This is a genomic window from Sphingopyxis sp. MC1 (assembly GCF_000371385.1).
GTDB classification, from domain to species: Bacteria; Pseudomonadota; Alphaproteobacteria; order Sphingomonadales; family Sphingomonadaceae; genus Sphingopyxis; species Sphingopyxis terrae.
In genome coordinates, this window is record NZ_AOUN01000019.1 from 1 (window position 1) to 24,591 (window position 24,591).

At 65.1% G+C, this 24,591-nt stretch carries 19 protein-coding genes; 8 read left to right on the forward strand and 11 right to left on the reverse strand.

The window, feature by feature from the left end; genetic code table 11:
• The coding region (locus EBMC1_RS15865) for a type II restriction endonuclease (RefSeq protein WP_003050848.1) at nucleotides 1-332 on the forward strand (332 nt) is incomplete at its 5' end.
• Nucleotides 333-336: 4 nt separating this feature from the next.
• Here EBMC1_RS15865 and EBMC1_RS15870 read toward each other — a convergent pair.
• Together EBMC1_RS15870 and typA are read right to left on the reverse strand one after the other, a co-directional pair.
• On the reverse strand, nucleotides 337-894 hold the full coding sequence (locus EBMC1_RS15870; protein ID WP_003050851.1) for a pseudouridine synthase: 558 nt from the start codon (nucleotides 892-894) through the stop codon (nucleotides 337-339).
• A gap of 192 nt (nucleotides 895-1,086) precedes the next feature.
• A complete protein-coding gene (gene typA / locus EBMC1_RS15875) occupies nucleotides 1,087-2,919 on the reverse strand; it encodes a translational GTPase TypA (RefSeq protein WP_003050854.1) in 1,833 nt (610 codons plus the stop codon).
• A gap of 162 nt (nucleotides 2,920-3,081) precedes the next feature.
• Here typA and EBMC1_RS15880 point away from each other — a divergent pair, with 162 nt between their 5' ends.
• On the forward strand, nucleotides 3,082-4,800 hold the full coding sequence (locus EBMC1_RS15880; protein WP_003050857.1) for a M61 family metallopeptidase: 1,719 nt from the start codon (nucleotides 3,082-3,084) through the stop codon (nucleotides 4,798-4,800).
• Here EBMC1_RS15880 and EBMC1_RS15885 read toward each other — a convergent pair.
• Complete coding sequence (locus EBMC1_RS15885) at nucleotides 4,790-5,449, reverse strand: 5'-methylthioadenosine/S-adenosylhomocysteine nucleosidase family protein (RefSeq protein WP_003050860.1); 660 nt, start codon at nucleotides 5,447-5,449, stop codon at nucleotides 4,790-4,792. The genes EBMC1_RS15880 and EBMC1_RS15885 overlap by 11 nt on opposite strands.
• Nucleotides 5,450-5,553: 104 nt before the next feature.
• Here EBMC1_RS15885 and EBMC1_RS15890 point away from each other — a divergent pair, with 104 nt between their 5' ends.
• The 3 genes from EBMC1_RS15890 (at nucleotide 5,554) to EBMC1_RS15900 (ending at nucleotide 8,531) form a co-directional block, all read left to right on the forward strand.
• Nucleotides 5,554-6,513, forward strand: coding sequence for a bile acid:sodium symporter family protein (locus tag EBMC1_RS15890; protein ID WP_003050863.1), 960 nt, complete (start codon nucleotides 5,554-5,556; stop codon nucleotides 6,511-6,513).
• 73 nt (nucleotides 6,514-6,586) lie between these two features.
• Entirely contained in the window at nucleotides 6,587-7,798 is a 1,212-nt protein-coding gene (locus EBMC1_RS15895; protein WP_003050867.1) for a toxic anion resistance protein, read from the forward strand.
• A 7-nt stretch (nucleotides 7,799-7,805) separates the two neighbouring features.
• On the forward strand, nucleotides 7,806-8,531 hold the full coding sequence (locus EBMC1_RS15900; RefSeq protein WP_231292947.1) for a hypothetical protein: 726 nt from the start codon (nucleotides 7,806-7,808) through the stop codon (nucleotides 8,529-8,531).
• A gap of 6 nt (nucleotides 8,532-8,537) precedes the next feature.
• Here the strand turns inward: EBMC1_RS15900 and EBMC1_RS15905 are convergent, their stop codons facing one another.
• The 6 genes from EBMC1_RS15905 to EBMC1_RS15930 all read right to left on the reverse strand — a co-directional run bounded on the left by EBMC1_RS15905 (nucleotide 8,538) and on the right by EBMC1_RS15930 (nucleotide 19,484).
• Nucleotides 8,538-10,304, reverse strand: coding sequence for a sensor domain-containing diguanylate cyclase (locus EBMC1_RS15905; RefSeq protein WP_003050872.1), 1,767 nt, complete (start codon nucleotides 10,302-10,304; stop codon nucleotides 8,538-8,540).
• A 268-nt stretch (nucleotides 10,305-10,572) separates the two neighbouring features.
• Nucleotides 10,573-11,580 (reverse strand): alpha/beta hydrolase, encoded by a 1,008-nt coding sequence (locus EBMC1_RS15910; RefSeq protein ID WP_003050874.1) that lies wholly within the window; start codon nucleotides 11,578-11,580, stop codon nucleotides 10,573-10,575.
• A gap of 46 nt (nucleotides 11,581-11,626) precedes the next feature.
• Complete coding sequence (locus tag EBMC1_RS15915; RefSeq protein WP_196795440.1) at nucleotides 11,627-13,228, reverse strand: tannase/feruloyl esterase family alpha/beta hydrolase; 1,602 nt, start codon at nucleotides 13,226-13,228, stop codon at nucleotides 11,627-11,629.
• A gap of 111 nt (nucleotides 13,229-13,339) precedes the next feature.
• The gene (locus EBMC1_RS15920; protein WP_003050879.1) at nucleotides 13,340-14,665 is read right to left on the reverse strand and encodes a spinster family MFS transporter; all 1,326 of its coding nucleotides are present in this window, start codon (nucleotides 14,663-14,665) and stop codon (nucleotides 13,340-13,342) included.
• A gap of 30 nt (nucleotides 14,666-14,695) precedes the next feature.
• Entirely contained in the window at nucleotides 14,696-16,726 is a 2,031-nt protein-coding gene (locus EBMC1_RS15925; RefSeq protein WP_156001408.1) for an acetoacetate--CoA ligase, read from the reverse strand.
• A gap of 109 nt (nucleotides 16,727-16,835) precedes the next feature.
• Nucleotides 16,836-19,484 (reverse strand): TonB-dependent receptor plug domain-containing protein, encoded by a 2,649-nt coding sequence (locus EBMC1_RS15930; RefSeq protein ID WP_003050885.1) that lies wholly within the window; start codon nucleotides 19,482-19,484, stop codon nucleotides 16,836-16,838.
• A gap of 160 nt (nucleotides 19,485-19,644) precedes the next feature.
• Here EBMC1_RS15930 and EBMC1_RS15935 point away from each other — a divergent pair, with 160 nt between their 5' ends.
• Nucleotides 19,645-20,718: an AraC family transcriptional regulator gene (locus EBMC1_RS15935; protein ID WP_003050888.1), complete on the forward strand. Its 1,074-nt coding sequence runs from the start codon at nucleotides 19,645-19,647 to the stop codon at nucleotides 20,716-20,718.
• A gap of 620 nt (nucleotides 20,719-21,338) precedes the next feature.
• Nucleotides 21,339-22,871, forward strand: a complete 1,533-nt coding sequence (locus tag EBMC1_RS15940; RefSeq protein WP_040590703.1) for a cryptochrome/photolyase family protein — start codon at nucleotides 21,339-21,341, stop codon at nucleotides 22,869-22,871.
• On the opposite strand, the gene EBMC1_RS15945 is transcribed toward EBMC1_RS15940, so the two are convergent.
• Complete coding sequence (locus EBMC1_RS15945) at nucleotides 22,865-23,608, reverse strand: SDR family NAD(P)-dependent oxidoreductase (protein WP_051066448.1); 744 nt, start codon at nucleotides 23,606-23,608, stop codon at nucleotides 22,865-22,867. The genes EBMC1_RS15940 and EBMC1_RS15945 overlap by 7 nt on opposite strands.
• 69 nt (nucleotides 23,609-23,677) lie before the next feature.
• Nucleotides 23,678-24,265, reverse strand: a complete 588-nt coding sequence (locus EBMC1_RS15950) for a PAS domain-containing protein (protein WP_003050900.1) — start codon at nucleotides 24,263-24,265, stop codon at nucleotides 23,678-23,680.
• 137 nt (nucleotides 24,266-24,402) lie between these two features.
• On the opposite strand from EBMC1_RS15950, the gene EBMC1_RS15955 reads away from it, so the two are divergent.
• On the forward strand, nucleotides 24,403-24,591 hold a 189-nt coding region (locus EBMC1_RS15955), incomplete at its 3' end, for a GTP cyclohydrolase I (RefSeq protein ID WP_003050903.1).

Genomic DNA, 24,591 nt, shown 5'->3' on the forward strand with positions numbered 1-24,591 from the left:
ATTTCAGGGGAGCACGTCACGACTTCCTTTTTCCCGGCGCGGCTCACTACGCCGACAGTGCGTTTCCGGCCGACCGTCTCACGATGCTCGGCGCAAAATCGACACTCAAGGAACGCTGGCGCCAAGTGCTTTCGGAAGCCGAGCGGATCGAGACCAAACACTTGCTCACATTGGAACCCGGCATCTCGTTAAAGCAGACGGCCGAGATGCAGGCCAAGCAGCTCCAACTGGTACTACCGCGCGATTTGCACGCTACTTACAAGCCCGAACAGCAGGCGTGGCTGATGAACATTTCGGACTTCATAAGGCTGGTTCAGTCTCGGCAGACTTGAACATTCAACCCACCTCCCGCCACGCCCCCACCGCCAACTCCCCAATCTCCCACGCCCCGATCCGCCATCGCACCAGCCGCAGCGTGGGGAAGCCGACCGCGGCGGTCATGCGGCGGACCTGGCGGTTGCGGCCTTCGGTGATCGTCAGTTCAATCCAGCTATCGGGCACGCTCTTGCGGTAGCGCACCGGCGGGTCGCGGTCCCAGAGTAGCGGCGGGTCGATGCGGCGGACGGTCGCGGGGCGCGTCGGGCCGTCGTTCAGCGTCACGCCGCGGCGGAGGGCCTCCAGCGCGGCGTCGTCGGGCTCGCCCTCAACCTGCGCCAGATAGGTTTTGGGCATCTTGTGCTTCGGCGACGAAATCCGCGCCTGCAGCGCGCCGTCGTCGGTCAGGATCAACAGACCCTCGCTGTCGCGATCGAGCCGCCCGGCGGGATAAACGCCGGGGACGTCGATATAGTCGGACAGCGTCGCGCGCGGGCCGTCGGCGGGCGCGGTCGTGCCCATGTCGGTGAACTGCGACAGCACGCCCCAGGGTTTGTTGAACAGGATCAGGCGGGTCACGGGGTGTCCTCGGCTACCGGGAAACTCACCTGTAACCGTTCGTGTCGAGCGAAGTCGAGACACCCCGAAGGCACGCGCGATCGATGGGTGTCTCGACTTCGCTCGACACGAACGGGAAAATGAGGCGCGAACGGGAAAGAGCGAACGCCAAAAACAAAACCGGCGGCCTTTGTCGGGCCGCCGGTCTGTCTCTTACGCCGCTTCCTTCTTGCGGCTCGCCTTCTTCCGCTCGTGCGGATCGAGGATCGCCTTGCGGATGCGGATGTTCGCGGGGGTCACTTCGACCATTTCGTCGTCGTCGATATAGGCGATCGCCTGTTCCAGCGTCATGCGGCGCGGTGGGGTCAGGCGGATCGCGTCGTCCTTGCCCGTCGAACGGAAGTTCGTGAGCTGCTTCGACTTCATCGGGTTGACCTCAAGGTCGTCGGGCTTCGCATTCTCGCCGATGATCATCCCTTCATAGAGCGCCTCGCCAGGCGAGACGAACAGGATGCCGCGCTCTTCGAGGGGGCCGAGCGCATAGGCGACGGCTTCGCCCGCGCCATTCGAGATGAGGACGCCATTCTTGCGGCCCTCGATCGCGCCCTTGTACGGGCCGTATTTTTCGAACAGGCGGTTCATGATCCCCGTGCCGCGCGTGTCGGACAGGAATTCCCCGTGATAGCCGATCAGGCCGCGCGACGGGCCGCTGAAGCTGATGCGCGTCTTGCCGCCGCCCGACGGGCGCATGTCGGTCAGCTCGGCCTTGCGGATCTGCATCTTCTCGACAACCGTGCCGCTATGCTCGTCATCGACGTCGATGACGACGGTTTCATAGGGTTCGGTGCGCTGGCCGTTCTCGTCGGTCTGGTACAGCACCTTGGGGCGGCTGATGCCGAGTTCGAAGCCTTCGCGGCGCATCGTTTCGATGAGCACGCCGAGCTGAAGCTCGCCGCGGCCCGCGACTTCGAAGCTGTCCTTGTCGGCGCTTTCGGTGATGCGGATCGCGACATTGGTTTCGGCTTCGCGGTACAGGCGGTCGCGGATCATGCGGCTCGTCACCTTGCTGCCTTCGCGGCCCGCCATCGGGCTGTCGTTGACGGCGAAGCGCATCGACAGCGTCGGCGGGTCGATCGGCTGCGCGGCGATCGGCTCGCTGACGCTCGTGTCGGCGATCGTGTTCGCGACGGTCGCGTTGGTCAGGCCCGCGATCGCGACGATGTCGCCCGCGCGCGCTTCCTCGACCGGCACGCGGTCGAGCCCGCGGAACGCCAGCAGTTTCGACGCGCGGCCGGTTTCGATGACCTTGCCGTCCATGTCGAGCGCGTGGATCGGCTGGTTGACCTTGACCGTGCCCGACTGGACGCGGCCGGTCAGGATGCGGCCGATGAAATTGTCGCGGTCGAGCAGCGTCGCGAGGAAGGTGAAGGGCGCCTCTTCGTCTAAGCCGGGCGTCGGAACATGCGACACGATCGTCTTGAACAGCGGCTCCAGCGTGCCTTCGCGCGCGTCGGGGCTTTCGGAGGCATAGCCGCCGCGGCCCGAGGCATAAAGGATCGGGAAATCAAGCTGTTCGTCATTGGCGTCGAGCGTCAGGAAGAGTTCGAACACTTCGTCGAGCACTTCGGCGGCGCGCGCGTCGCTGCGGTCGATCTTGTTGACGACGACGATCGGCTTGAGGCCGAGCGCCAGCGCCTTGCCGGTCACGAACTTGGTCTGCGGCATCGGGCCTTCGGCCGCATCGACGAGCAGGATGACGCCATCGACCATCGACAGGATCCGCTCGACCTCGCCGCCGAAGTCGGCGTGGCCCGGCGTGTCGACGATGTTGATGCGCGTCGCATCGGCGCCTTCGCCCCACTCGACCGAGGTGCACTTGGCGAGAATCGTGATCCCGCGTTCCTTTTCCAAGTCATTGGAATCCATAGCTCTTTCCTCGACACGCTGGTTGTCGCGGAAAGTGCCCGACTGGCGGAAAAGCTGGTCGACGAGGGTCGTCTTGCCATGGTCGACGTGTGCGATAATCGCAATATTGCGCAAAGACATGCGGTAGGAACCTTGATGGAAGGGGGCAGCGCCCGGAGCGCCGCTAAACGCCGCGCCCCTAACAGAAGCGGTGCTGCGGCGCAACAAGAGAGGCGCGGGCGTCCGATTTGACACTGTATTGTTCGAGCGATACACCTTGGGCGTTCAGTCCAAGGAATATCGATGCCTCTCTCCCTCGCCCGCCGCCTTATCATCGCCGCCTTTTCCGCCAGCCTCGCCGCCGCAGCACCGTCGGGCGCGGCCGAGCCCGATGCGGGCCTCGCGCTCACCTATCAGCCGGTCGTCGCGACCGACGGCAGTTTCCGCGCTGTCGACGTGACGCTGCGCTTTCGCGGCGCCGCGAGCGGCGTCACCATCATCGACCTGCCGAACGAATGGGGCGGCTTCGACAAGCTGTATACCTATCTGGACGACATGCGCGCGGAGAACGCGACGCTGGCCCCGTCGGCCGACACCGCCAAGATCGCGTTGCGCCACGCGCCCGGCGCCCCGATCGTCCTGCGCTACCGGGTGCGTGGCGCCGACCGGCCCGAGCAATTGCAGGACGGCGAAGTCGTCAACGACTATCGCCCGCTCATCCAGCCGACATGGTTCCACCTGATCGGCGACGCCGTGGTGGCGCGGCCCGAGCATCTGGATGGCGATACCCCGGCAAGCTTTTCGGTCCGCGGGATGCCGGCCGGGACGCGCTTTGCGTCCGACCTCGAACATCCGGGGCTGACGCTCGACGGCCTGATCGAAAGCATCGCCGTCGGCGGCGATTTCCGGCTGATCGATGCGGGCCATGGCGCACGGCTCGCCGTGCGCGGTAGCTTTGCGACGCGCGACGACGCCGGCTGGACGCAAAGCTTCCGCCGCGTCGCGGCAGCCATGTCCGATTATTGGGGCAGCGACGCCGGGCGCTATCTCGTCACCATCATCCCCTTCGCGCCGCCGGGACCCGGCGCAACCTCGATCGGCGGCACCGGACGCGGCGATGCGTTCGCCTTCTTTGCGACGACCAACGCGCTGCCCGAAATGCTCGACCGGCTGATGGCGCATGAAATGGCGCATAGCTGGGTCAATGTGCGGATCGGCGGTTTTTCCGAAACGGTGCCCGAAGCCGAGCAATTCTGGCTGTCGGAGGGCTTTACCGATTTCACCTCATGGCGGGCGCTGGTCCGCGCCGGGGTGTGGACGCCCGAACAATATTTCGCGCAGTTCAACGACGCGCTGCGCGAATATGATACCTCGCCGCTGCGTGCGGCTCCCAACAAGGAGGCCGCGGGCCTATTCTGGACCGACGAAAAGGCACAGCGGCTCGCCTATCTGCGCGGGATGCTCTTCGCGCACTGGGCCGACGATCGGCTGCGGCGCGCACCGGGCGGGTCGTCGATGCGCGACCTGCTGCTGACGATGCAGGCGGCCGCTCCGGCGGCCCGCAGCGATGCCGTCACCCTGTTCGGCGCGGAAGCGCAGCGCCGCGACGCGGCGATCGGCGAAGGCATCGCCCGCTTCATCGATCGCGGCGAACCGATTGCGCTGCCTGCCGACATGCTCGCCGCCTGCGGGGCACTGCGCCAATTCGAACGACCGGTGTTCGATCGCAGCTTCGATGTCGATGCAACGCTCGCGAACGGCCGCATTATCGCCGGCGTCGCCCGAGGCGGCCCGGCGTGGCGGGCCGGGATGCGCGACGGCATGACGCTGATCGGCCGCAGCGGCGGCGAGATCGGCAACAGCCAGAGCGAGATCGCCTATGATGTCGACGATGGCGGCACGAAGCGCACGCTGCGCTATATGCCCCAGGGGCGAGCCCGCGAGACGGTGCGCGAATTCGCGCTCGGCGACCTTTCGCCGCCCGCCGCGCGGCAGGCCTGTATCGCAGCGCTCAGCCGCTGACCCGCGCGACCAGACGCTCGATCGCCGCCCCCGCGACGCGCGACGCGCGGACGAGATTGGCGTGAAAATCGCCGGCGCTGTCGCCGTTGGCGTCGTCGGTCACCGCCTTGACCGCAGCCCAGGGCTTGCCGAGCCGCATCGCCGCCTGCGCCACCGCGCCTACTTCCATATCGACCAGCGCCGCGCCCAGATCGCGCACCAGTAAGGCCGCGGCTTCGGGGCAGGCGACGAAGCTGTCGCCGCTCGCGATGCGCGCATGCGGCAAGTCCAGGCCGGGGTCGGGCATCGCGGCGAAATGCGCCTCGCCCGCCTCGCCGATCGGCCATTCGCCGGCCCGATAGCGGCGGAACAGACCGGGCTGGGCCGCGCCATAATCGTGCTGCACCGCCTCGGCGATCCAATAGGCACCGGGTCCGGGTCCGAGTGAGCCGCAGGTGCCGCTCATCACCAGCAGATCGGCCGCGCCGCCAAGCATCCCGGCGCACAGCGCAGCGTTGACCTTGCCAAGGCCGCAGGTTGCAATGGTTACGGCATGTCCATCCACCGACAGGGATCGGGGAGCGAACGCTCCCGCTTCAACCGTGCCTTGGCCGGGAAAGACAGCATCGGCCTCTTCGGGCAGCGCGGCGAGGATCAGGATGCAAGCCATGCGCGCTCCATAATCGTCTTTCGCACCATGTCGAGCGAAGTCGCCGCCGCGAAGGACGCACGCGGACTTGCCAAGGCGCCGCCTTCCGGCCATCGCTCCGCTCCATGCTCGCCCGCCTGTTCCCCGACCGCTTCGTTCCCGTCCTCCTCGCCACCATCGTCGTCGCGAGCCTGCTGCCGGTGCGCGGAGACGCGGTGCCGGTCGCGCAAGGGATTTCGACCGCGGCGATCGTGCTGCTCTTCTTCCTCAACGGTGTCCGCCTGCCGCGGCACGAGGTGCTGCACGGCATCCGCAACTGGAAATTGCAGGGCGGCGCCTTCGCCTTCTGTTTCGGCGCGATGGCGCTGGCCGGGCTCGGCGCGCAGGCGTTGACGGCGCCGCTGCTGCCGCCGACGCTGGCGCTCGGCTTCCTGTTTCTCGGCATATTGCCATCGACCGTACAGTCGGCGACCGCCGCCAGTTCGATGGCGGGCGGCAATGTCGCCGCGAGCGTCGTCGCAGCGGCGCTGCTCAATCTGGCCGGCGTGTTTCTGTCGCCGCTCCTCTTTGCCGCACTCGCGGGCAAGGCGGGGGCGATCCACGGCGCCGCGGCGCTGCGCATCGTCGCAATCCTGCTGCTTCCCTTTCTGGCCGGACAAGCGGCGCAGCGCTGGCTTCGCCCGCTGGTGCTCCGGCACCGCGGCCTCGCGACGCTGATGGATCGCACCGCGATTGCGACCGCGGTGTATGTCGCCTTTTCGGCGGCCGTGGTCGGCGGCATATGGACGCAGCTCGACGGGCGCGAGATCGCGATCGTGCTCGGCGTCGATGCGCTGCTGCTCGGTAGCGCCTTCGGCGGCACCTGGCTGCTCGGCGGGCTGCTCGCGCTCCGCCGCCCCGACCGGATCACCCTGTTGTTCTCGGGTGCCCAAAAGAGTCTTGCCGTCGGCGCGCCGCTCGCCGCCACGCTCTTTCCCTCGGCGATTGCCGGCATGGTGCTGCTGCCGATCCTCGTCTATCATATGGCGCAGCTGATCCTTTCGGCATGGATCGCGCCGGCGCTGGCGCGCCGCCAAGGGGTGTAGTGCTTGAATAACACAGGTCCGCATGCCATATAGGCAGGCGGCCCGTTATCGACCTGGGGCTGGAAGGATTGTTATGAGCGAAGAGACCGCGACGGCGACCGCAACCGACGAACTGAAGCTGACGCCGCCCGAACCCGTCCCCGCCGTCGCGCCTGAAAAGGCCGCCGGCCTCGTCCCGCTCTCGACCGAGCAGAAATCGAAGCTCGAGGAACGCGTCGACAGCTTCATCGACGATCTGGTGGCGCAGGATGAAAATTCGCCCGAGTTCGGCAAGCGTATCGACCAGATCACCAATATGGGGCGCAAGGAAATGCTGGAGGCGGCGAATCATTCGAACCGCTTCCTCGACCGCCCGATCAAGGCGATGGATCGCGATACCGACATCGGCCAGAATCTGATCGAACTTCGCACTACGGTCGAACGTCTCGATCCCTCGGCGAACGGCAAGCTGCTGACCAAACGCGGCTTTCTGGACAAGATCCTGGGCAGCAAGATCAACAATTATTTCGCGCAATATCGCAGCGCGCAGACCCACATCGGCGGCATCCTGACCGCGCTTGCCAACGGCAAGGACGAGCTGTTGATGGACAATGCGGCCATCGACGTCGAGCGCCGCAAGATGTGGGAATCGATGGGCAAGCTTGAACAGATGATCCACATCGCGGGCACGCTCGACCAGCGGCTCGAGGCGAAAGCGGCCGAACTCGACGGCAGCGATCCCGCCAAGGCGAAGGTCATCCGCGAAAACGCCCTGTTCTATGCCCGGCAGCGCACACAGGATCTGCTGACCCAGATGGCGGTGACGGTGCAGGGCTATCTTGCGCTCGATCTCGTCAAAAAGAATAATGTCGAGCTGGTGAAGGGCGTCGACCGCGCTTCGACCACCACCGTCGGCGCGCTCAAGACCGCGATCACCGTCGCGCAGGCGATGACCAACCAGAAGCTGGTGCTCGAACAGATTACCGCGCTCAACACGACGACCGCCAACATCATCGACGGCACCTCGAAGATGCTGAAGGACAATACGGCGCGCATCCATGAACAGGCGGCGTCGAGCACGATCCCGATGGAAACGCTCAGCCGCGCCTTCCAGAATATCTACGACACGATGGACGCGATCGATACCTTCAAGCTCAAGGCGCTCGACACGATGAAGACGACCGTGACCTCGCTCGAGGGCGAGGTCGCCAAGTCGAAGGGCTATATCGCGCGCGCCGAAGGCGCGAGCCAGGCGCAGGCAAGCGTCGGCGGCGCCGACAGCCCGCTGGCGGCGATCGAGGGCTAGGATGAGCATGAGCGAGGTCGACAAGATCAGCGCGCTCGGCAACGCCGCGATCGAACGCTCGCGCGAACGACGGCGACCGATCGGCACCAAGAGCGTCGCGCTGCGCCGCCAGCATCTCTACAAGAAGCTCGGCCGCGTCCTTGTTGCGGGCGGGATCGTGCTGATCGGCGCGGCGCTGTTCGGCGCGCTCATCCAGCCGCTCGGCTTCACGGGCCTGCTCGCGCTCATGGTGCTGCTGATCGGCGTCGCGGTGCTGTTCGGCAAATGGCCGCCCTTTCCCGAACCGCGCCAGGCCGATCTCCCCAAGGCCGACCTCAAGCAGCTCGCCGGCCGCACCGAAATCTGGCTCGAGGCGCAGCGTCCGGCGCTTCCCGCCCCGGCGCGCCAGCTCGTCGACGGGATCGGCGTCCAGCTCGACCTGCTCGCCCCACAGCTCCAGACGCTCGACGCCGCGACACCGGCGGCCGCGAATATCCGCAAGCTGGTCGGCGAGGATCTGCCCGAACTCGTCGCGGGCTATCAGCGGATCCCCGCGGGGCTGCGCGGCGAAGCGCATGCGGGACGTACGCCCGACGAAACGCTGCTCGGCGGGCTCAAGATGCTCGAACGCGAAATCGGCGACGCGGCGCGCAGCCTGGCGGCGGGCGAGATCGACAAGCTGGCGACGCGCGAACGCTATCTCCAGCTCAAATATCAGGGTCTCGAAGCCGACGACACGCCCGGCGCGGCCTGATCCGCCTCAGGCGGGATAGGCTATGCCGCGATCGCCGGCATCGGGCGCGCCGTCGCCGCGCGGCGGCACACGCTGGACATTGATCCGGTTCCGGCCGGCGCGTTTCGCGTCATAGAGCGCCTCGTCGGCGATCCGGTAGAGATATTGAAAGTCGGGGGCCGGCCGCACTTCGGCAACGCCGACGCTGGCGGTCACCGGCCGGTCGCCCATCGTGTCGCTGTGATCGCACAGCGCGATTTCGCGGCGGATGCTCTCGGCAAAGCGATCGAGCATTATGCCCTCCATCCCGATGGTCAGCAGGCCGAACTCCTCGCCGCCCAGGCGCGCGACGCTGCACATCGTCCCTTCCCACCGCGCGATGCGTTCGGCGATGCGGCAGAGGACGGCATCGCCGGCTTCATGGCCGTAGATATCGTTGATCGACTTGAAGCGATCGACATCGACAAGCAGCAGCGCCGCGGGCAGCGCCCCTTCGCGCGCCTGATCGAGCAGCGGGGTGACGGCATCGACGAAGCCCCGCCGGTTGAGCAATCCGGTGAGCGGATCGCGGCGCGCAAGCTCGTTCGCCTGCGCCTCGGCCGCCAGCGCATCGTCGCGCTCGACACGCAGATGCGCGAGCCGCCGCGTCGATGCAGCCGACAGCCATAGCGCCTGCCAGGTTGCGGCGACCAGCACCGCCAGTTTCGACCCGCCGCCCCAGAATCCGTCCTCGACATCGACCAGATGAATGATCGCGAGCGTCGCCATCGGCAGGCACCAGGCGAGCGCGAAATCGCGTGCCTCGACCGATCCCTTGCGCCAGCTCCAGCCGATGCACAGCGCGACCGCGATCAGGTCGAGGATGACCGCGATGCCCAGCAGATTGCCGAGCATCTGCAGATTGCCGGTGCGAAGCAACGCCAGCGGCACGCCAGCGACGGCGATCGCCAGCCCCAGCGCGAGGGTTCCCCGGCGCAAAGCGTGGGGAAGATGCCGGGCGTCGATCGCGGTCACCGCGCTGGCGGTCGCGACGCCGATGGCAAGGCAGGCAAGCAAGGTCGATGCCTGCGCCGACACCGTCCCCGCCATGGCGGGAAAGATCACCAGATGAATCTGCGACCATAAGGCGCCCCAGACGATCATCACGCCCGACCATGCCGCCTGCCACAGCAGATATTGGCGGCGCACCGCGACCGCGAGCGACAGGCTGTAGATGCCGCTGACGAGCAGCAGGGTGAGCGAGGCGCCGACGAGCGCCGCCATCCCCGCCGCCTGCAGGCTCGCATTTTCCTTGGGGATGAGGCGCGCGCGCAGCAGGCTGTGGTCGGCGAGGCGGTCGAAGCGCATGGTCACCGCGGTCAGCGGAGCGACGCGGGCCGGGGTCTCGAACAATATCTGGCCGCCGACGCGCCAGTGCGCGCCATAATCGCCGCGGCGCACCGTCTGCCAGCGCGTCTGGCCGTCGGCATAGGTGAACCCCACGGCGAGCCGGTCGAAGCGCGAGAAATGCACCATCAGTGCGGCGCCGTTGCGATCCTCGGAACGATTGCCGACATCGGCCCGCAACCACAGGCTGCCGTCGCGATACCCCGTCGGCTCGCCGCTGCACGAAAAGCGCAGCGCGGACAGCGCATCGTCGGGTGCGGCCAGCGGTCCGACCGCATGACAGAGCGGTGCATTGATGTGCAGCGGCGTCGCCGCGGCGGGTACAGCCCAGACCGCCGCAACGAGCCACAGCAGCACAAGCGCCCACGACGCCCGCCCCCGTCCGCGATGTTCCTGCGCCCCGATCATGCGATTGCCTTTAGCCCCCAATATCTTGGGAAAGCGTAACCGCCCAGCCCCGATCGCGCTGTGGCCGCAATCACCGGCGCGGTCGAGGCATTCGCCGGATATTGATACATGTGCGGCTTCGGTATCCGATCGCCGCGCCCTGCAAAGGTCCGCGATTGCCCGGGCTGGCTATGGTCATGTCTAAATGGTCCCCAATCGGACGTTCGCTGGCATGCCGAAAAGCAGTGGAGATATCGACTTCTTCAATCGGCCAGGAGCGTTCGTCCGCTCACCGACCGCCAACGCGTCCAGGATCGACCGGACCAACGGGAAGCCCAGCCGATCGCTTGCTGCCATCGAGCACGGCGCGGACGTTCAATACATTTTGGTCGATCCAGCCCGGCGGCGAAATCTGGCGCGCAATAAAGCCGAGCGCGTCGGCCATGCGCGGCAAAAGCGAGGAACCGACATGCTCTGCGCCATGCACCAGCCGATATTCGTGCGCGAGCCGGGCATCGAACAAGACGCGGTGCAGAAACTCCGCGCCCTCGTAAAGATAGAGCATATCCTGGTCGCCGACCTCCAGATAAATGCCGAGGCCGAGCAATCGGTCGGGCGCACGGCTTGCGATCGATGCCGGATTGTTTTGCATCCAATATTCGCCGTCGACGGGATTGCCGAATATCGGATGGAGAACCTCTTCGGGCCTCCAGAAACGCGTATGCGGTCCGACCCCCTTCCACTCCACGGCGGGCTCGACGGCAGGCTCCAATGCTGCCACTGCAGCGAAAAGCTCAGGGTGTTTGAAGGCGATGCGCAGGGAGCCAAGTCCGCCCATCGACCATCCGCCGATGAAGGTCAGCTCGCGCCCTCGGGAGACATGAGCGCTGCGGCGCAAGAAAGGCAGAACATCAAAGAGGATGAAGCTCTCCCATCGCTCCGCCCCATCCCGGAAATCCATATAGAGCGACCGACGCCCGCTCGGCGTGGCGATGATGAGCGGCGGCAAGCGGCCAGCCGCAATTTCATTGTCGAAGACGGTCTTGAAAAAGGCGAGATCCTTCTCGGTGCCGTTGCCGCCGTGAAGTAACAGCAGCAGCGGATAGGGCTCGGCGCGTCCGGCATCATAGCCGGGCGGCGCGTAGATGGCGACGCCCGGCTCGCCGGGGACATGCGACGATGCGAGCACATGATAAGCGATAGTACCTTCCGCTTCCGCTGCCACTGCCGTTGTCGCGGAGAGCGAGGTGGTCGCCCCGGCGACGGCGAGGCCGGCGAACTCCCTGCGGTTCAGCATCTCTATCTCCTATCGGCAGGCGACGGTTCCACCGGAAACGAAAAGCTCAGCGATCGTCCGGCGCGACGCAGCGAAAGCTGCTTGCCGACAGGGTCGACCCCCAGCCGCGATATTCGGCCTTCTGCGGATAGGCGCAGAGCGGGCGTTGCATATCGATCCTGCCGGGCTCATCGCTCGCGAACTTGGTCGCGATAACCTGCTCGGGCGCATCGCCGCCGTCGGTCCAGTCGATCAGAGCCGAGAAGAGATCATGCCTGGCACCATAAGAGGGCGGCTGCGCCGGAATACCGAGCGTGGCGTTGAAGCTGTCGGGGCCGGCTCCGCCACCGCAATGCATCACGCCGGGCGCCAGGAACAGGCGTGCGCTTTCGGCAAGCTTGGCTTCGCCGCCGACGGCTGCCGCCTGACGATCGTAAAATGCGATCGACTGGCCAGGCGCCACGAGCGTGTCGGCGAGGCCGTGGAATATAATCAGCTTGCCGCCGCGCGCGGCAAAATCGGCAAGGCTCCCGCGCGTCGCGTCGTTGACGATCGGGTCGAGCCGCGCATCGACCGCGGGCATGTCGCGGTCGAAATCAAAACCCTTCCAGTCCCAATCGGCGCCGAACACCCATTTGAACAGTGCCCCGAAAGGTGGCTGATCCTTGCTCGGCTTTTGAAGAAAAGACCAGCCGAAGGTGTCGGGCATTTCGCTTCCGGGCAACCAGCCGAAATAGCTTGGCTTGCCCGCGCGGTCCGTCGGCCCTGAATAAAAGGCGCGCGCGGTTGCAACCTCGGCTTCGGTCAGGCAGGCGTCCCCCGCCGCGCCCTTGCATCGCAGAACCGCTGGGTCGAACTTGCAGCTGAGCGGGTCCGAAACAAACCGGTCGCCCGCGAGGCCATGGCCCTGCCGCCAGCACGCCGCGACCGCCGCCCGGTTGAGCAGCTTGAGCTTGGCATCGGATAGCAGGCTGTCCGGCGTGCGGTGCGCAGCGGCATAGTCCCAGAGCACCGCGGCGTGCCCCCATGTGCGGTTAATGACCGGCGCTCCGACCAGAATCCCGTCATAGTCTTCAGGATAGTAGAGCGATTCGATGAGCCCCTGCTGCCCGCCCGTCGAACATCCGGTGTAAAAGGCACGCCTTGCATCGCGGCCGTAGAAAGCCTTGGTGATCGCCTTCCCGGTGATCGTCATCACATGCGTCGAAAGTCGGCCCCAGTCCCTCCATTTGCGGGGGTGATCGATGAGGGCCTCACCTTCCAGCGGCGACGCCGGTGCGGTTCCGGCATCGGTCGTCGCCGTTGCAAATCCGCGGCGCAGGCCATCGACCATTCCCGAATAGCCGCCGGCAAGGACACCGGCAAAGCCGCCGTTGCCATTGCCATGGAAGACGCCGGCCCATCGCTCGGTCGGCAGCCATATCTCGACGCCAATGTCGGAATCCGGGGCCGAGCGCACCCGCGCAACCACGCGGCAGAAGCTTCGATAGCCAGGCTTGTCGCCCGCTATGCCGAGCTCCGCGGCCTTTGCCGGAACAAGCGCCGCGCTTTCGATTGTCGTGTCGGCAAGGTGCAATCGGGCGAGGTTGGTGCAGCGCCGTGCGGCGTCGACGGACGACGGCGTTTCCGCCGCCGTGGCTACCGCCGTAGGAACCAACAATCCGGCCACAAGGGCCGTAAGGCAAGCGGCGCCATATTTCCGCGTCATATCTGTCTCCCGTCTTCTTGTCGGTGCCCAGTTCCGCCGCGCAACCTCGCCGCGCGCCAAGCGCTTTTTCGTCTAATCGCTGGCCTCCCGAGAACCGCTCGATGCTGGCGACGACCGTTTGATCATTCGCGCAAGCCAGGCGAAGAGTAGCGCGGCGATCAGATACATCGGCGCCAGCGCATAAAAGGCCATGCGGAGCGCATGTTCACCATATTGCGGGCGGAAAAAATCGCTCGCCATGCCGACGAAAGTTGGCCCGAGGCCGAGGCCGATCAGGTTCATGACCAGCAGCAGCAGCGCCCCCGATATCACGCGCGCGCCCGGATCGACCTCGCTCTGCACGAACGTCACCGTGGCAGGGAGGAAGAAGGAATTGAGGAAGAGCGGCACGAACAAGAGGGGGAGCGCGACCTGCCAGCTGTCGGCAGCAGCGAAGCCGAGAAAGAAGGGCAAGGCGAGAACGAGCGACCAGGCCGGGATGCTCGCATAGGCCGCCTTGTTGGTAACGCCGAACCGGTCGATCAGCCGCCCTGAAACGAAGATGCCCGCCCCCATTCCGAGGCCGACCGCCAGCGCGTACCATATTGCCACTTCCTCGAGCGTCATGCCCTTTTCGCGCATGAGAAAAAGCGTGGCGAAATTGCTGAGGCCATAGGTGATGAAATTGGCGGCACCGCTGGCTAGCGCCGCGATAGTCAATATCCTGTTGCCGAAAAAGGCGCGGATCGCCTGCCCGAAGCTGTGCGCCGGTTCCGCCGCGGCCGCAGGAAGCGGGTCGAAGCGGCCGCGCGCGGGTTCGGGCACGATGATATAGACGAGGACTGCGGTAACGACGCCTATCGCGCCGACGATGAGGAAAGGCGCGCGCCAGTCATAGGCGGCCGCGAGCGACGCGCCGAACGCGACCCCGAGCGCCGAACCGATCGGCGGGCCGAGGTTGAAGATGCCCATCGCGGTGCCGCGCTGCTCGCGCGGAAACGTGTCCGATATGATCGCGTAGGACGGCGGAACGCCGCCGGCTTCGCCGACACCAACCGCCATACGTGCCGCCACAAGTTGCCCATAGTTCGCCGCCATGCCGCATGCCGCGGTCGCGGCGCTCCACAGGCCGCAAGCGATCGAAAGCACCTTTACGCGATTGGTGCGGTCGGCGAGCCAACCAACAGGAATCGCGATAAAACAATAGAAGAGCGCAAAATAGAAACCGGTGATCCGGCCGAGTTCGCTGTCGGTGATGTGCAAGCCGTCCTGAATCGGCTTGGCGAGGATCGAGACAAGCTGGCGATCGAGGAAGTTCAGCACATAGACGAAGCACAGCATGCCGAGCACAAGGCCGCGATGCCCGGTCGGCTTCGATCGTTCCAGGTCGGACCTCTCCGCAAATGTCCTATTGTCCATATCGCGTCCTCTCCCAGACCATTTGCGTTATCACATCCTGTCTCCCGCCCCGTTCCAGCGCTGTGCCCGATCGATGTACCAAGGCAAGACCTCAGGCGTCGCGGTCGCGTCGGCGCTGATGACCTTGGTGACGGGCCATCCGGCGAACAGCCGCTTGATCGGGAGTTCCTGCTTCTTTCCAGAAAGCGTGTGCGGGATGCCGGGTGCCTCGATCAGATGATCGGGCACGAAGCGCGGCGAGAGACTCGAGCGTATGGCCGATGCAATCGCCTGCTCCATCGCAGGGTCGACGGCTCGCCCCTTCGCCGGCACGACGAACATGATGAGCGTGCTGTCGCCGTCTTCACGCTCGACGTCGATGATCATCGTGTCGACGATTTCAGGCAGACGCTCGACCGCAGCATAGATTTCGGCGGTTCCCATGCGCAGGCCGTGGCGGTTGATCGTTGCGTCGCTGCGGCCGGAAATGGTGCAACTGCCGTCGGCCCTGATCGTGAGCCAGTCGCCGTGACGCCATATGCCGGGCCATTCGGCGAAATAGGAGTCGCGATAGCGGCTGCCGTCTTCGTCGCCCCAGAAATAGAGCGGCATGCTGGGGAAGGGACGGGTGCAGACAAGTTCGCCGACCTCGCCGATCACAGCCCGTCCCCGCCCGTCCCAGGCCTCGATGGCGGCGCCGAGGTGGCGACACTGCAGCCGCCCCGGCGTGTCGGGTAACTCGGGATTTCCGGCCAGGAAGGCGGCGGCGATCTCGGTACCGCCGCTGACATTGCACCACCAGATATCGGGTCGTCCGATGGCGGCGAACTGCGCCGAACCCCAGCGCTGGACGTCGGGCGGTAGCGGCGAGCCGGTGCTGCCGAGCGCGCGCACCCGGTGCAACCCGTCGAGTCCGGCGACGTCGAGCCCGGCCTTGCGGCAACTCGCGAAGAAGGCAGCGCCGGCGCCAAACCAGGTCACTCCGCCCTCTGCCGCAAAGCGCCAGAGCCGGGTCCAGTCGGGCTCGGCCTTGGTGCCGCTCGGCGATCCGTCGAACAGGCAAATCGTCGTTCCGCTGAGCAATCCGCCCACCTGAATGTTCCACATCACCCAGCCCGTGGCGCTGAACCAGTGGAAGCGGTCGCCGAAATTATTGGACTCATAGCTCGGTCCGAGATCGAAATGGAGTCGCCCCGCGGCGGTTGCCAGCAGCACCCCGCCGTGCCCGTGCACGATCGCCTTCGGAAGTCCCGTTGTGCCGCTCGAATAGAGGATCCACAGCGGATGGTCGAAGGGTAGCCATTCGGGCTCAAAGCCGGCGACCTCGGCATCGTCGCGCGCGATGGCCGCTTCGAACGCCACCGCCCCCGACACCGCCCCAGCGCCGAACCCGCTTTCGATGACGAACAATGCCTCGATACAGGGAAGTGCGGCGCAAATTTCGGCGACGCAGGCGCTACGACCCATGGCTTTGCCAGCGTAGAAGACGCCATCGACGGCGATGAGCGCCTTGGGCTCGGTTTGCCGCAGCCGATCAAGCACCGCATTGGTCCCCATGTCGGGCGAGCAAAGGCTCCATATCGCCCCCAGGCTGGCGCACGCGAGCAGGCCCACCACCGCCTCGGCTATATTGGGAAGGTAGGCCGCAACGCGATCGCCCCGCCCCACCCCGCGCCGGCGCAGTTCCAGGGCCAGTGAGGCGCTCTGCCGCTTGAGCTCGGCCCAACCGAGGGTTCGTTGCTCCCCTCGTTCGTTCACCGCCACGATGGCGGGCTGCCCGGCAGAATCCGCAGCCGCGGCGTGGCGGAAAACATGGCGCGCATAGCTGACCTCGGCGCCCTCGCACCAGCGCGCACCCGGCATCGTGTCTGCGCCGAGCATCGCGCAGAAGGGCGTCCGCGATTCGATCCGGTCATAGTCCCAGATACTGCGCCAGAAGCCTTCGAGATCGGTCACCGACCAGCGGTGCAAATCGTCATAATGCGCGAACTCAAGGTCGCGCGTGGCCTTGAGCTCTTCGAGATACAGGCGGATCTGCGGGACGGGAGCCGCGATGGCCGCGCTGTTGCTGGCAATTGGCATCGAATGGCGAACCTTATTCATGTCGGAAGGAAGCCGAGTTTCGCGCGCGCTCACGAACATCGACCAAAAGGAACGGCAGCGCGACCTCACGGACGCGCTGCCATCCGCATCAGAAGGATGTGCGCAGGCTCATCGCGGCATAGCGCCCGATCGCATTATAGGCGCCGCCGATGCCGTCGGTGCCCGGGAAGAAAGGCGGCGTCTTGTCGAACAGATCGTTGATCTGCAGCGCGACCTCGGTTCCCTTGGCGAATGGCAGGTCGGGAAGCTTCAGCGAGAGTCGCAGATCGACCGTCGTATAGCCTTTGGCCTTGTAGAGGTTCGACCCGGTTGGCGTCGCATAGGCGGCCGTCACGCCGCTGCGATGGTTGACGAAATTGGCGAGCGTCACCGGCCCCGCAGCGATACCCAATGTCGTGCGCAGAGTGGTTCGCGGTATCCCGGCCTCGAGCGAGTTGCTGACCGCCGACGTCGGCGAGAGCTGGTTGCGATACTTCAGGATATAATTGCCCGCGATGCCGCCGAAAAGGGTGCCGAAACCCGCCGTGTGCCGATAGCGCACGTCGAAATCGATCCCGTTTGTCTTGCGTATGCCGAAATTGCCCTGCCGCAGGTCGAGGATGTTGCCGATCGCCGGGACGGCCGCGAAGGTGTAGAAAAAGGGCACCGTATCGCTGATCGCGCCGGTCAGTTGTCCCGCAGTCGGATTGCGGATGACGCGCGATGCGAAGGTCGGGTCGCTGAACAGGACGGCGCCTAGCCCCGAAGGGGTTCCGATGACATCATCATATTTGATATCATAAAAGGTCGCGCTCGCGCTGAAATCGGGCGCGAATCGCGGCCGCAGATCGACGCCGAAGGAGAAGGTCCGCGCCTTTTCGGGCTTGAGCGCCTGATTGCCGCCGTAGAGGAGAATTGTGTTTACTTGCGTCGCCCCGCGCGACGGGTCGCGCGCACCGAACGCATCGACCAGCGCCGCCGCGGCATAGTAGGACCCCACGGTGGACCCTAGATCGCGCAGCCCCGGTGCGCGGAACGAGCGGCCATAGCTGCCCCGGAAATTCAGCCCTTCGACCGGTTCCCAGGTCAGGCCGACCTTGGGATTGGTCGTCGAACCGAAATCGCTGTAGTGATCGTAGCGCCCCGAAAACGACAGCGTGAGGCTGCGCAGCATCGGCGATGCGTTGCCCTCGCCAACGATCGGCACAAACAGCTCGCCGTAGAGCGACTGGACGCTGCGCTTCAGGTCTTCGGGGAAGCCAACGCCGCCACTCGATCCGCGCTGATCATAGGTCTCGCGCCGATATTCGGCGCCGAGCGCAACCTTGATCGCACCGCCAGGCAGATCCGCCAGCGGCCCGTCGACTTTCACCGCGCCGATCCGGGTGCGCTGATGATTGGTGAAGTCGGTCGGATTGTCGAGGATGGCCGCAACGACAGCGGGGCTCGTTCCGGTACCGAACGGGTCGAGCGCAATCGCGGCCGTCGTTCCGGCGGCCGCCGCCGCCAGCGCTGTGGTGTTGATGCCTGGCTGGAACGTGTCATTCCGCGACCAATTGAAGGTGCCATAGACGCTGGCTTTGAAATCGCCGGGCAGCTTGACGTCGAGGCCGGCCGTCGCATTCCCCGTCCGGACTCGGTAGCTTTGGTCGAAATGATCGTCGCCAACCAGCTTGTCGGGCCTGAAATCGACATATTCATAGGTCGTTCCCGTTCCCGGCGGGGGGCGGAAAAACGGGTTGGCCGCCGTCAGCAGAACGAACGTCTGGCCAGGCAGCGCCGCTTGGACAATATCCTTGCGGTCCGAATAGAGAAGATCGGCCCACACGGTGACCGCGGAGGAGAGCTCCTGCCGCGCCGACACGAAAAGGCTGTGCGTGCGGTTCTGCGGTACCAGGTCGACGGGTCCGCGCGGATCGCAAGTGTTGATCCCCGGCGTCAGGCTCGGCGCAGCATAGATGGTGCCGGTGAACAGATTGACGTTCGCGTCCGGGCAGACGGTCGAGCGCGTATCGATGCCGCCCGCAGCACGAAAATCGAGCGAGCGATACCGGCGGTCGGCCCCGGTGATGTTGCTGTTTTCGGAATATTGATACGCGGCGACGAAGGAACCGCTGTCCCAGGCATGCCCGAAAATCGCGCCGGCGTTGAAGGCATGATAATCGTCCGCAAAGCCATAGCGAACATTGGCCTCGAAGCCCGACACGCGTTTGCGGGTGATGAAATTGACGACCCCTGCCACCGCATCCGACCCGTAGATTGCCGATGCGCCGTCGGCGACGATCTCGACGCGCTCGATCGCGAGTTCGGGCAGGAACGGATAGTCCGGATTTGTCTGCTGGGTGCTGCCCGAGATCAGGCGATGGCCGTTCATCAGCGGCAAGGTCGCCGCCGGCGGCAGGCCGCGCAGGCCGGGCGCAAAGGAACCGAGCCCGCCGTTGCTTGTGCGCGGAGCGGTGTTGAAGCTGTTGAGCTGGGGCACGGTCGCGAGCAATTCGGGGGTGCTCGCGACGCCGATCAACTTGGCATCATCGCGCGACACGCTGATAAGGCCGGAGCCGGTGGGCGGGACCCCGCGAATGCTGGAGCCCGTGACGATGATCTCGGAATCGCTCTCCGCCGCGCTTTCCTCCACCGGATCTTTCGAGCCGGCGCTTTGCGCCTGCGCGGCGGTAGCCGCACCCAGCATGACCGCGAAGATGGCCGAACCGCACAACATGCGCGCGCGGCTCCCCGTAAGAATGAATCTGGTCGACATGGTGATCCTCTTCCCTGCTGCTCTTGTCTTGGTCACGGACATCGCCGCGGCCGGACGTTGCCGGCTTGCTATGCTGCTTATGGTTTGCCAGAGCCGTTGGTAAGAGCATTGCCGGACATCACTATGTCTCTAGAGGACAAGATCGCACGAAAGGGCTGCTATGACCGTCGACGAGGATCAGAGCGCGCTGACCAGCCGCAATCCGCGCGCCGGCTTCCCCTCGCTTAATCAACGCATCTTCGCCCCTTTCAAGATCGCGACCGTCATCGATACGGTGGCGGGGCGTGGAATCGATGCGGCGACCGTACTTGAACGGACGGGATTGACGCTGGCCGAGGTGCGCGATCCGCATACGCTGACCTCGATCGGCCAGTATCTGACCGCCTGCGAAAATATCGTGGTGGCCGGTGCGCGGTTCGCGGACGCCTTCGCGATCGGGTCGCGGCTGCATCTGTCAGCCTATGGCATGTACGGTTATGCGCTGATGTGCTCGCCGACGATGCGCGACTTCTTCGACTTCGCGGTACGCTACCAGCCGCTCGCCACCCCCACGGTACGGCTTGGCTGGCGGACGGAAGGAGAGGTCGCCGTTTGGCAATTTCAGGAAATCTATCGCGACGTGATGAGCAATGACGTGCGCACTTTCCTCATCCGCCAACAGATGAAGATGACCTACACCCATATTCGCGACGCGGCGGGATCGGACAATGTTCCGGTCCGCGCGCGGTTCGCGCTGCCCGAAGAGGCGCGCTCGGCGGAGGACGAACGCGAACTGTCCTGCCCCTGCTTCTACGCCGCGGATGCCAATGAACTGCATTATCCGATCGGCATCCTCGAACAGACGCCGGAACTGGGCAACCGGTTGACGCGCACGATGCTCGAAGAGACATGCGACCGGCTGATCGGCCAATCGCGAATATCATCGGGACTGTCGGGGGAAGTTTATCAACTCCTGCTCCTCGCCCCGAACCACTTCCCCTCGATGACGGCGATCGCCGAACAAATCGGGCTGCAGGAACGCACGCTGCGCCGTCGTTTGGCCGCCGAAGACACGAGCTATGGCGAGATCGTCGACGATGTCCGCCGGAAACTCGCCATCGAATATCTGCAGACAACACGCATGAGCGTCGATGATGTCGCCTGGAAGGTCGGTTTCAGCGACAGCGCCAACCTGCGCCGCGCCGTCCGCAGGTGGACCGGCAAAACGATCAACGAAGTCCGCTCGGAAAAATAGCCGAGATCGCAGTGAGGCGGCCTGGGGGAAACAGGCGTTGCCGCCTGGGGCGGATCGCGGTCTGTCCGTTTTCGGGTGGGAATCGCAGCCGCGACATAGCGCGCGCGCCGCCGTCGATTTGGTCGCTCTGGACGTCGCGGCGGAATGGCCTTTTGCAATCGATAACGATGCAGGGCTGACGAGATAGTCCGGACCGCGCCAGACGGCGCAGCCCGGTGAAAAGCATTCAACCCAATGTTGTTTTGAAGCTCGGCGGCAATACGCGGGTTATCGGGTCGGAGTTCCCGACGGAAAATGGAAATTGGTGAGGCAGTCCGCTCAAATGATTTCGGCTAGAATCCACTCATTTTGGAACGGAAAAATGCGTAACCAGCGCCGCCGACGAAGGCTGACACCCGTCGACGAACGGCATAATGGATGGCTTTCCCGGTCATAGAACCGGCTGGTGCGCTCTAGCCGGATGCCTCTAACCAGACACGCTGCTCTGCCAAAATGGCTGGCCGAAAGTCCATATTGGCGGAGCCCGAAGCGCGCTGCATCGTCTGTTTTATGGACCATCACCCACATCCGTCAGCCCTGTCCCGTCCCGGAGGGCCGAGCGAATGCCGCCGCGCGGTGCCATGACCAGAGCCAGCGAGATCGTCCTGATATTGGGGGACCAGTTAACTCCCGCCATCTCGTCGCTGCGCGATGCGTCGCCTGCCGAAACGATTCTGCTGATGGCCGAAGTCGCCGAAGAAGCGGGTTACGTTCCGCACCACCGCAAGAAGCTCGCCTTTCTCTTTTCCGCGATGCGCCATTTTGCCGAGGAGATGCGCGCGCAGGGATGGCGCGTCGACTATGTCCGCCTCGACGATCCGGACAATAGCGGATCGCTCGGCGGCGAGGTTGCGCGTGCACGCAAGCGCCATGGCGACCTTCCCTTGCGCGTGACCGAAGCGGGCGAATGGCGCCTCGCCGAGACGATGCGTTTGTGGACCAATTGCACCATCATCGCCGACGATCGGTTTTTCTCTACGCCCGATCAATTCGCGGCGTGGGCCGAAGGCCGCAAGAAACTGCGGATGGAATATTTCTATCGCATGATGCGCCACGAGACGGGACTCCTGATGGATGGCGAAGCCCCGCTCGGCGGCCGCTGGAATTTCGATGCCGACAACCGCAAACCCGCCGAGCGCGATCTTCTGATGACCCGCCCGCACGCTTTCCCACCCGACGTCATCACACGCGATGTCATGGTGATGGTCGAAGCCCGATTCCCCGATAATTTCGGTACGCTATCGCCATTCGGATTTGCCGTCACCCGTGCCGATGCGGAAGCGGCATTCGACGATTTCGTCGCGCATCGGCTCGCGCGCTTCGGCGACAATCAGGACGCCATGCTCTCAGGTGAGCCTTTTCTCTACCACGCGGTGATCGCGCAGTATCTCAATTGCGGGCTACTCGATCCGCGCCGGGTTTGCGCCAGCGTCGACGAGGCTTGCCGCGCGGGACGCGTACCCATCAACGCCGCCGAAGGCTTCATTCGCCAGATCCTCGGATGGCGCGAATATGTGCGCGGCATATATTGGCATTTCATGCCCGGCTATGCCGATGAGAACCGGCTCGGCGCCACGCGGCCGCTCCCCGCATTCTACTGGACCGCCGATACCAATATGGCGTGCGTTGCCGCCTGCGTGCGCCAGACGCGTGATGAGGCCTATGCGCACCACATCCAGCGGCTCATGGTCACCGGCAATTTCGCGCTGCTGGCGGGAGTCGATCCGGCCGAGCTCCACCGCTGGTATCTCGCCGTTTATGCCGATGCCTATGAATGGGTCGAGCTGCCCAATACGCTGGGCATGAGCCAGTTCGCCGACGGCGGGCTACTTGCATCCAAGCCTTATGCGGCGAGCGGCGCTTATATCAACCGCATGTCGGACTATTGCCGCGGCTGCCGCTACGATGTCAAAAAGCGGACCGGTGCGGGAGCTTGCCCCTTCAATTTTCTCTATTGGGATTTCATCGCGCGGCACGCGGTGCGGCTTGGCGCCAATACCCGCATGCAACCGGTTCTGCGCGGCTGGAACCGTTTTGCCGAGAAGGAACAGAGGCAGATCCGCAGCGAAGCAAGTCGATTTCTGGCGGCGATGGACGAAGATCATGCTCAGTAGGCGATTGGCTGCCCATCCCACGCAAAGAAGCCGCCGCTATCCTCGGCTGTCAGGCGCTCGATCACCTGCAGCAGATGATCGGCGCTTTGTTCGGCGCGTTGCAATTGCCCCGCCGCCAAACCGCGCTGAAACGGCATCGAAAGCCGCGTATCGACGGTGCCGGGGTGCAGGCTCACGACGATGCTCTCGCGGTTCATACGGCTTGCCTCGATCGCAAAGCCGCGCACGAAAGCATTGAGCGCCGCTTTCGACGCGCGGTAGCCGTACCAGCCGCCGAGCCGGTTGTCGCCGATCGAACCGACGCGTGCCGAAAGAAAGGCCATGACCGCGCGGCCATCGCGCGCGAGATGCGGCAGGAAATGCTTCACCGCAATCGCCGGGCCGATACTGTTCACGTGGAATAGTTCAGCAAGCGATGCTGGGTCGAGCTGCCGCATCGATTTTTCGGGCCTTACGGCATTGGCGCGGTGCAGCAGGCCGGTCGCGACCAGGATGAGGTCGAGCGGCCCTTCGGCGGCGATTGTCGTTGCAGCCTCTTCAAGGCTCGCTTCATCGGCGAAGTCGAAGGTGAAGGACGTCACCGCCGGGCTTCTCGCCAAGGTCGCGCGCCGCGAGCCGGCATAGATTGTCTCGACACCCCGACGCTCAAGCGCCGCGACAAGCGCCGAACCGATACCACCGCTCGCGCCGAGCACGCAGGCCCGGCGCGGCGTCCCTCTCCCGCGTCTTTCGTTCATCGCGCGGCGGTTTGCACGATGGCGGCGCTCAGGCGATACCGCCTTTGGTGCAGTCTGCCCTTGTCGTCATCAGAAACCGGCCTCGACGGCAACGCGAATCGCGTCGGCCGTGGTCGCTACGCCGAGCGCCTTCAGCAGCGCGGCGCGGTGCATCTTCACGGTCCGCTCCGAAAGGCCGAGGCTGTAGCCGATCTGCTTGTTGAGATTGCCTTCGGCCATAAGCAGCAGCACCTCGCGCTGCCGCGGTGAAAGCGCGTCCATGCGCGCGCGCGCCTCCGCCTGGCGCTCGCCGCGCAGAAGCACAGCATCGCCAACTTCCATCTGCGACCCCAGAAAATATTCGAGGCTGCCATCGCTTCCGAAGATCGGCGCGACGAGAACGGCGTTGCGGAAAGGCGTGCCGTCCTTCTTGTAATTGAGGATTTCAACGAGCACGGGACGCCGTTCGCGGATGGCGCTGCGCAACTGTTGGCTGAGCTCGGCTTCGGTTCCCGGACCGGTCAGAAACCGGCAATTCTGGCCGATGATCTCGGCGGCCGAATAGCCGGTCAGCGCGACAAAGGCATCGTTGCATTCGACGATCGGATTGTCGGGGCGCCGAGGATCGCTGATGACCGCCGCGATCGGGCTGGTTGCGATCATCGCTTTGAGGGACATGCAATTCGGACTTTCATCTTCGGGGAGCGACCTGCCCCAATGGACATGTTGCGACAAAGCAGCGCCGCAATGCAAGTCATAGTCGGCGGCCCTCTTCCCTCACCTCCCCTCCGGGCCGCCACCCGAGGTACCGCATCATGAACTTCGTCGCCCGCCCTCCCTTTCTCGACACGCCGGACGTGCCTCCGGTTTCGGATGATGGCAAACTTCCGGTTCCCGCCGACGTCGCGCGCGCGATCGAAACGCTGATCCGCTGGGTCGGTGACGATCCGGCGCGCGAGGGACTGCTCGACACGCCCAAGCGGGTCGCGCGGGCGTGGAAGGAA

Bases quoted from the DNA above. Each gene is read 5' to 3' on its own strand.
- typA (WP_003050854.1), bottom strand. From the start codon at position 2,919: ATGTCTTTGCGCAATATTGCGATTATCGCACACGTCGACCATGGCAAG.
- EBMC1_RS15880 (WP_003050857.1), top strand. From the start codon at position 3,082: ATGCCTCTCTCCCTCGCCCGCCGCCTTATCATCGCCGCCTTTTCCGCC.
- EBMC1_RS15885 (WP_003050860.1), bottom strand. From the start codon at position 5,449: ATGGCTTGCATCCTGATCCTCGCCGCGCTGCCCGAAGAGGCCGATGCT.
- EBMC1_RS15890 (WP_003050863.1), top strand. From the start codon at position 5,554: ATGCTCGCCCGCCTGTTCCCCGACCGCTTCGTTCCCGTCCTCCTCGCC.
- EBMC1_RS15895 (WP_003050867.1), top strand. From the start codon at position 6,587: ATGAGCGAAGAGACCGCGACGGCGACCGCAACCGACGAACTGAAGCTG.
- EBMC1_RS15900 (WP_231292947.1), top strand. From the start codon at position 7,806: ATGAGCGAGGTCGACAAGATCAGCGCGCTCGGCAACGCCGCGATCGAA.
- EBMC1_RS15905 (WP_003050872.1), bottom strand. From the start codon at position 10,304: ATGATCGGGGCGCAGGAACATCGCGGACGGGGGCGGGCGTCGTGGGCG.
- EBMC1_RS15910 (WP_003050874.1), bottom strand. From the start codon at position 11,580: ATGCTGAACCGCAGGGAGTTCGCCGGCCTCGCCGTCGCCGGGGCGACC.
- EBMC1_RS15920 (WP_003050879.1), bottom strand. From the start codon at position 14,665: ATGGACAATAGGACATTTGCGGAGAGGTCCGACCTGGAACGATCGAAG.
- EBMC1_RS15925 (WP_156001408.1), bottom strand. From the start codon at position 16,726: ATGCCAATTGCCAGCAACAGCGCGGCCATCGCGGCTCCCGTCCCGCAG.
- EBMC1_RS15930 (WP_003050885.1), bottom strand. From the start codon at position 19,484: ATGTCGACCAGATTCATTCTTACGGGGAGCCGCGCGCGCATGTTGTGC.
- EBMC1_RS15935 (WP_003050888.1), top strand. From the start codon at position 19,645: ATGACCGTCGACGAGGATCAGAGCGCGCTGACCAGCCGCAATCCGCGC.
- EBMC1_RS15940 (WP_040590703.1), top strand. From the start codon at position 21,339: ATGACCAGAGCCAGCGAGATCGTCCTGATATTGGGGGACCAGTTAACT.
- EBMC1_RS15945 (WP_051066448.1), bottom strand. From the start codon at position 23,608: ATGAACGAAAGACGCGGGAGAGGGACGCCGCGCCGGGCCTGCGTGCTC.
- EBMC1_RS15950 (WP_003050900.1), bottom strand. From the start codon at position 24,265: ATGTCCCTCAAAGCGATGATCGCAACCAGCCCGATCGCGGCGGTCATC.